The organism is Mixta sp. (assembly GCF_024610815.1).
Lineage (GTDB): Bacteria > Pseudomonadota > Gammaproteobacteria > Enterobacterales > Enterobacteriaceae > Mixta > Mixta calida.
The window spans coordinates 1-6,571 of sequence record NZ_JANION010000210.1 but is presented as its reverse complement, the minus strand read 5'-3'; the positions used below and the strand labels follow the sequence as shown (position 1 = coordinate 6,571).

Annotated in this window: 7 protein-coding genes; 4 read left to right on the top strand and 3 right to left on the bottom strand. The window is 56.7% G+C overall.

The features are described 5' to 3' along the window. The 4 genes from MYY08_RS16120 to MYY08_RS16105 all read left to right on the top strand — a co-directional run. Positions 1–1,038 (top strand): PTS mannitol transporter subunit IICBA (locus tag MYY08_RS16120; RefSeq protein ID WP_288014920.1); only part of this gene is annotated, 1,038 nt, incomplete at its 5' end. Between the two features lie 93 nt (positions 1,039–1,131). Next, positions 1,132–2,280: a mannitol-1-phosphate 5-dehydrogenase gene (gene mtlD / locus MYY08_RS16115; protein WP_190296340.1), complete on the top strand. Its 1,149-nt coding sequence runs from the start codon at positions 1,132–1,134 to the stop codon at positions 2,278–2,280. A 68-nt stretch (positions 2,281–2,348) separates the two neighbouring features. Further along, complete coding sequence (mtlR, locus tag MYY08_RS16110; RefSeq protein WP_174705309.1) at positions 2,349–2,894, top strand: mannitol operon repressor MtlR; 546 nt, start codon at positions 2,349–2,351, stop codon at positions 2,892–2,894. A gap of 60 nt (positions 2,895–2,954) precedes the next feature. Beyond that, entirely contained in the window at positions 2,955–3,317 is a 363-nt protein-coding gene (locus MYY08_RS16105) for a YibL family ribosome-associated protein (protein WP_038629442.1), read from the top strand. Between the two features lie 18 nt (positions 3,318–3,335). Here the strand turns inward: MYY08_RS16105 and MYY08_RS16100 are convergent, their stop codons facing one another. From MYY08_RS16100 to fdhD, 3 genes are all read right to left on the bottom strand, one after another. After that, positions 3,336–4,286 carry a VirK/YbjX family protein gene (locus MYY08_RS16100; protein WP_190296339.1) on the bottom strand — a complete coding sequence of 317 codons (951 nt, stop codon included), beginning with the start codon at positions 4,284–4,286 and terminating at the stop codon, positions 3,336–3,338. A 222-nt stretch (positions 4,287–4,508) separates the two neighbouring features. Next, positions 4,509–5,126: a superoxide dismutase [Mn] gene (gene sodA / locus MYY08_RS16095; protein WP_288014918.1), complete on the bottom strand. Its 618-nt coding sequence runs from the start codon at positions 5,124–5,126 to the stop codon at positions 4,509–4,511. A gap of 392 nt (positions 5,127–5,518) precedes the next feature. Further along, positions 5,519–6,274, bottom strand: coding sequence for a formate dehydrogenase accessory sulfurtransferase FdhD (gene fdhD, locus MYY08_RS16090; RefSeq protein WP_218925961.1), 756 nt, complete (start codon positions 6,272–6,274; stop codon positions 5,519–5,521). Positions 6,275–6,571 lie beyond the last annotated feature (297 nt).

Below are 6,571 nucleotides of genomic sequence, written 5' to 3'. Positions count from 1 at the left end.
CCTGGCTCTATTCTGGCGGTGCTGGCCATGACGCCGAAAGGCGCCTACTTCGCCAATATCGCGGCGATCGTCGCGGCTTTCGCCGTCTCCTTCGTGGTTTCCGCCGTACTGCTGAAAACCAGTAAAGTAAAAGACGAAGACGATATCGAAGCGGCCACTCGTCGCATGCAGGATATGAAAGCGCAGTCTAAAGGCCAGGCGGGCGCGCCTGCCGCGGCCAGCGCCGGTCTGAACGGCGATTTAAGCCACGTGCGTAAAATCATCGTCGCCTGTGACGCCGGTATGGGCTCCAGCGCCATGGGCGCTGGCGTGCTGCGTAAGAAAGTGCAGGACGCGGGACTGACGCAGATCTCCGTCACCAATACCGCTATCAACGCCTTGCCGGGCGACGTCGACCTGGTGATCACGCATCGCGATCTCACCGAACGCGCCATGCGCCAGGCGCCGCATGCGCAGCATATCTCGCTGAATAACTTCCTCGACAGCGGTCTTTATAGCGACCTGACCTCGCGTCTGGTAGACGCGCAGCGCAGCGTGGAACACCGTGAAAAGGTTAACGCGGCCCTGAGCGACAGCTTTGAGAGCAACAACGAGCATCTGTTTAAGCTGGGCGCCAGCAACGTATTCCTCGGCCAGCAGGCCGCCAGCAAAGAAGAGGCGATCCGCTTCGCCGGTGAGCAGCTGGTGAAAGGCGGTTATGTTGAGCCAGAATATGTCGACGCGATGCTGGAACGTGAGAAACTGACGCCGACCTACCTGGGTGAATCCATCGCGGTGCCGCACGGTACGGTTGAAGCGAAAGATCGCGTGCTAAAAACCGGCGTGGTGTTCTGTCAGTATCCGCAAGGCGTGCGCTTCGGCGAAGAGGAAGATGACATCGCCCGTCTGGTGATCGGCATCGCCGCTCGCAATAACGAGCACATCCAGGTCATCACCAGCCTGACCAACGCGCTGGATGACGAAAGCGTAATTGCGCGTCTCGCCACCACCAACAGCGTGCAGGAAGTGCTGGATCTGCTTACCGGTCAGCCAGCCTGATCTGACGCATACGCTGAGGGGCCGCTCTGCCCGGCCCCTTCTTCGGGCAAGGTGGACTTGCCCCTTTCTCTTTTTTTGAAGGTTATCGCAACGATGAAAGCATTACATTTCGGCGCCGGTAATATCGGTCGTGGTTTTATCGGCAAGCTGCTGGCGGACGCTGGCATTGAACTGGTGTTTGCCGACGTTAATCAGGCGGTGCTGGACGCGCTGAACGCCCGTCACCAGTACCCGGTGCATGTGGTCGGCGAGCAGGCGCAGGTAGAAATGGTGACCGGCGTCAGCGCCGTCAACAGCACCAGCGAAGAGGTGATTACGCTGATCGCCGAGGTTGATATCGTTACCACGGCGGTTGGCCCGCAAATCCTCGCGCGTATCGCTGACAGCATCGCGCGCGGCCTGGCCAAACGCAGTGATAGCGCTAATACCCGCCCGTTAAACATTATCGCCTGTGAAAATATGGTGCGCGGCACCAGTCAGCTGAAAGCGCATGTGCTGGCCGCGTTGCCGGAGCAGTATCACGCCTGGGTCGAGGAGCATGTCGGCTTCGTCGATTCCGCCGTTGACCGCATCGTGCCGCCGGGCGAAGCGGGCAGCAGCGATCCGCTGGAAGTGACCGTCGAGACCTTCAGCGAGTGGATCGTCGATAAAACCCAATTTAAAGGCGAACTGCCCGCCATTCCGGGCATGGAGCTGACTGATAATCTGATGGCGTTCGTCGAGCGCAAACTGTTTACGTTGAATACCGGCCATGCGATCACCGCTTATCTGGGCCAGCTGGCGGGGCACCAAACCATCCGCGACGCCATTCTCGATCCGGCGGTGCGCGCGGTGGTGAAAGGAGCGATGCAGGAGAGCGGCGCGGTGCTGATCAAGCGCTACGGCTTCGACGCACAGAAACATGCCGCCTATATCGAAAAAATCCTGACCCGCTTTGAAAACCCATACCTGAAAGATGACGTCGAGCGTGTTGGCCGCCAGCCGCTGCGCAAGCTGAGCGCGGGCGATCGCCTGATCAAGCCGACGCTCGGCACGCTGGAGTATCAGCTGCCGCACGATAACCTGGTGAAAGGCATCGCCGCCGCCATGCGCTACCGCAGCGCACAGGACCCGCAGGCGCAGGAACTGGAGGCGCTCCTGGAAAAAGTGGGCCCGCAGGCGGCGCTGGCGCAGGTTTCTGGCCTGGATGCCGACAGCGAAGTGGTCGCAGCAGTGGTTAAGGCCTATAACGCAATGCCATAATGCGCACGCTCCCGATGCTGAATAACGGCGAGCAACAAGGGCACAGCCTGGCTGTGCCCCCGCGCAGAATGATAAATGTACAGGCAACAATGGAAGAGAAGCAGGCTTTTGAAAATCGGGTGCTGGAGCGACTGAATGCCGGACGCTCGGTAAGAAGCTTCCTGATTGCCGCCGTTGAACTGTTGACCGAAGCGGTCAACCTGTTGGTGCTTCAGGTGTTTCGCAAGGATGACTATGCGGTGAAATATGCCGTCGAGCCATTACTGCTCGGCGACGGGCCGCTGGGCGAACTGTCGGTGCGGCTGAAGCTGATTTACGGTCTCGGCGTGATCAGCCGCCATGAATATGAAGACTGCGAACTGCTGATGGCGCTGCGTGAGGAGCTAAACCACGACGGCACCGAATACCGCTTCAGCGATGACGAAATTCTTGGGCCGTTCGGCGAGCTGCATTGTGTCAGCGCCTGGCCGCCCCGCCCTGACTTTTCCAGCGACGATGAACAGCTGCGCGCCATGCAGCAGCAGCGCTATCAACAGGTGCTGCGCTCAACGATGGTGCTCTCCCTGACGGAGCTTATCTCACGCATCAGCATGAAGCAGGCTTTCAAAAAGTAGCCCCGCCCTTTTCCGCTTTTCGTGTATCATATCGATTAATCATCAGTACAGGTAACCGTCATGAAAGAGCAGGAAAAAGCCGAAATCAAGCGCCTCAGCGACCAGCTGGATGCGCTCAATCGTAAAGAGCCGATGTTGCTGGAATCGGGCGATGCGGAGAAACTCGGCGCGCTGCTGAAAGAAAAAGAGACGCTGATCGCCGAGATCGAACGTCTGCGCGACGTGCGCGATCAAAAGCTGAGCAAAGAAGCGCAGAAGCTGCAAAAGCTGCCGTTCAGCCGCGCCATCACCAAAAAAGAGCAGGCGGATATGGGCGCCCTGAAGAAAAGCGTGCGCGGCCTGGTGGTGGTACATCCGATGACCGCGCTGGGCAAAGAGATGGGCCTGAAAGAGATGACCGGCTACGCGCCAAAACCTTTCTGATCCTGCTGGCCGGATTGATTACATCCGGCCACGCTCTTCCTCCACCGCTTCAGAAAGCTGTTTTTCCAGCATATCCATAAATTCATAGCGACGGCGATATTCGGCGCGCTTTTTACTGGCTATCTCCTCAAGCGGCTTGCGCGGCATCGCCAGCGGCAGCTGATAAAGACCGCTCTTCAACGCCTCCCCGTTCAGCGACAGCCAGAACTCGCTATAGCTGGCGTGAAACACCTCTTTTTTGCTGTGCCGATAGCGCAGGCTGCGGAAAACGTGAGTATCGTCGCCGACCGCCTGGATCTGCGTCACTCCGCAGCGCGCAGCCAGATAAAACAGCGTCTCCATCAATACGCGCTTGGGAAAAAGTCCGTGGCCCGCTTTGGTGGCATCGCGGATAATGCTGGCATCCACCGTTTTACGCGGCCCCTGCAACCCGCCGATCAGCAGTCCCAGCCTGCCCGCCTGCTGTAAAAACGAGAACGAGAGCGATGCGATGGTAATGCCGTTATAGAGCAGCACCAGCGTAACTTCGCCTTCGCGATCGAAACGGCCGGTGCTGCAAACCACGTCAAACCGTTCATCATTTTTGCCGTGCAGACTCGCCACCGTCTGATCGACCGGCGATAAGAACAGCTGGTAAAGCGCGCGCGGCAGCTGCTGAACGGTGCCGTAGTGATCGAGCAGCGCCTGGGCGCGCTGCTTAACGCTAAAATGCGCGCACAGATAGGGGCGATGGATTTTCGCCGGCAGCAATCCCTGAATAGTCAGCGCCTGACGCATCGCCGGCAGCCGCGACATCTGTTCCATATAGGAAAAGGTGGTGACGGGAAAAGCCAGCGAGCGCAATAAAAACTTGGTGCGGAAGCGGCGGCATTCCCACAGTTTATTTGGCTTAAATTGACCACGCGTTAACTGAAAAAAAAGCGAGCCGGTAGAAACCTCCGGCGTTGGGCTATGTGTAATCGTCGACATGCTATTTATTAATATGAAAGAACCATGCGCCAATATTAAGATGCCAAATATCAACAGGACGTTAATATCTGGCCAATAGATTTAGCGAAAAGATTATTTTTATTAAGGGCGCCGTTATTTCATAAAGGAATTAAACGAAGGTTAAATGAAAGGGTTTTTCAAAATAAAAAACGGCGGAGCTGCTGCCCCGCCGGTGAATAATTCATGCACTGCTAAGCAGGCTTATTTTGCATTGGCGAAACGCGCAGCCGCTTCGTCCCAGTTCACTACGTTCCAGAACGCTTTGATGTAGTCAGGACGTTTGTTCTGATACTTCAGGTAGTAAGCGTGCTCCCATACGTCCAGGCCCAGAATCGGGTAGCCGGAAGCGCCGGAGATCGCTTCGCCCATCAGAGGGCTGTCCTGGTTAGCGGTAGAGACCACCGCCAGCTTGTCGCCTTTTTTCACCAGCCACGCCCAGCCTGAACCAAAGCGGGTCGCTGCGGCTTTCTCGAACTCTTCCTGAAACTTCTCAACGCTGCCGAAATCTCTTTCGATAGCGGCTTTCAGGTCGCCCTGCAGAGTGGTGCCGGTTTTCAGGCCCTTCCAGAACAGGCTGTGGTTATAGTGGCCGCCTGCGTTATTGCGCAGTACGGTTTTCTTCTCTGCCGGAACCTGATCCAGTTTGGTGATCAGCTCGTCAACCGGCAGGTCGGCGAATTCGGTGCCTTCCAGCGCTGCGTTAGCGTTGTTAACGTAGGTCTGGTGGTGTTTGGTGTGATGGATTTCCATCGTCTGCTTGTCGAAATGCGGTTCCAGTGCGTCGTATGCGTAAGGCAGGGATGGCAGTGAATAACTCATGTTCATCATCTCCATTTATTGTAGGAGCGGCACTTTTCGTTGTAAGCACCGCGTAAGCAGTCGGATCATTATAGTTAAATTAGTGATCGGGAAAAGGATAATCAATGCCCCTCTCGTTATAAGGTTATACCAGAGTGGACGAACAGGCCCGATAAAGCCAACTATTTGAAAAGACAAAAAAGCGACGCAAAGCATCCAGTGCCGTCGACGGGATCGGCGCATAACGCCTTATAGCGATCTGCGACAGCAGCGCAAGCGTCTTTTCCGACGCGCCAACACGTCGGATTAATAAAACCCGTTCGGTGTTGGCGCTGCGCCATCGTGATAAAAGCGAATCAGGTTTAACCGGCGCGAAAAGCCGCCCTTGCGGCGCGGCGCTTTACGTTGACGGCTCAGGACTGCGCTGCTGAATTTATCAACCGCTGCGGATGGGTATAAATCGTCGCGCGTCCCGGTTTGCTGAAGCCCACCAGCGTCAGATTGCTGCGCTCCGCGACTTCCACCGCCAGGCGGGTGGCCGCCGATACGGCAAACAGAATTTGCACGCCGCACATCGCCGATTTTTGCACCATCTCATAGCTGGCGCGGCTGGAAACCAGCGCCGCGCCGCGCTGCCAGCCGCGACGGCTGCGGTAGCCGAGCAGCTTGTCCAGCGCCACATGACGGCCCACATCTTCGCAGCCGCCCGTCAGCTGCCCTGCCTCATCGATCCAGGCCGCCGCATGGGTGCAGCCGGTCAGCTGGCCGACCGGCTGAAACGCTTTCAGCTGGCGCAGCGCTTTATCCAGCAGGCTGAGATCGAACGTCTGGCTGAATGGCAGCGGCTGAATCGGCTTGCCGATCTCATTTAGCTGTTCGACGCCGCAAACGCCGCAGCCGGTGCGACCGGCCATCGCGCGCCGCTGTTCTTTCAATGCCATAAAGCGACGGCTGGAGAGCTCGATCTGCACTTCGATACCGTTGTAGCCCGGCACCACATCCATGCCGTAAATTTCCTCCGGTGCTGCGATAATGCCCTCCGAGAGCGAAAAACCGAGCGCAAAGGCTTCAAGATCTTTCGGCGTGCTCATCATCACCACATGGGAAATACCGTTATAAACCAGCGCCACCGGCACCTCGTCGGCAAGCCAGTCGTGTCGGGTTTCCATTAGCGCATCACGTTGCCACACCTGCGCTTCGCTTGCTCCCGTGAAGCTGCTTACAGCTTCGTCGCTTTGTTGATCATGGAATTTCAATTTACGTCTACCTGGTTATAACAACCACACAGATTAAGTGGTAATCTTAGGCCGCTTATGAATTTGAGATGTGCCCGGCAATTCTGAACCTGTGCCCCGCTCAGCGCAAAAAAATCGCTGCACAAAAAATGCGAATCATGCCTGCGCCACGCTTTTCCCTGCTAAAGGCAAATATATTTAATATAAATAAACGCCAGAACCCTGCTATTT

Bases quoted from the DNA above. Each gene is read 5' to 3' on its own strand.
- sodA (WP_288014918.1), bottom strand. From the start codon at position 5,126: ATGAGTTATTCACTGCCATCCCTGCCTTACGCATACGACGCACTGGAA.
- MYY08_RS16105 (WP_038629442.1), top strand. From the start codon at position 2,955: ATGAAAGAGCAGGAAAAAGCCGAAATCAAGCGCCTCAGCGACCAGCTG.
- mtlD (WP_190296340.1), top strand. From the start codon at position 1,132: ATGAAAGCATTACATTTCGGCGCCGGTAATATCGGTCGTGGTTTTATC.
- MYY08_RS16100 (WP_190296339.1), bottom strand. From the start codon at position 4,286: ATGTCGACGATTACACATAGCCCAACGCCGGAGGTTTCTACCGGCTCG.
- fdhD (WP_218925961.1), bottom strand. From the start codon at position 6,274: ATGGAAACCCGACACGACTGGCTTGCCGACGAGGTGCCGGTGGCGCTG.
- mtlR (WP_174705309.1), top strand. From the start codon at position 2,349: ATGATAAATGTACAGGCAACAATGGAAGAGAAGCAGGCTTTTGAAAAT.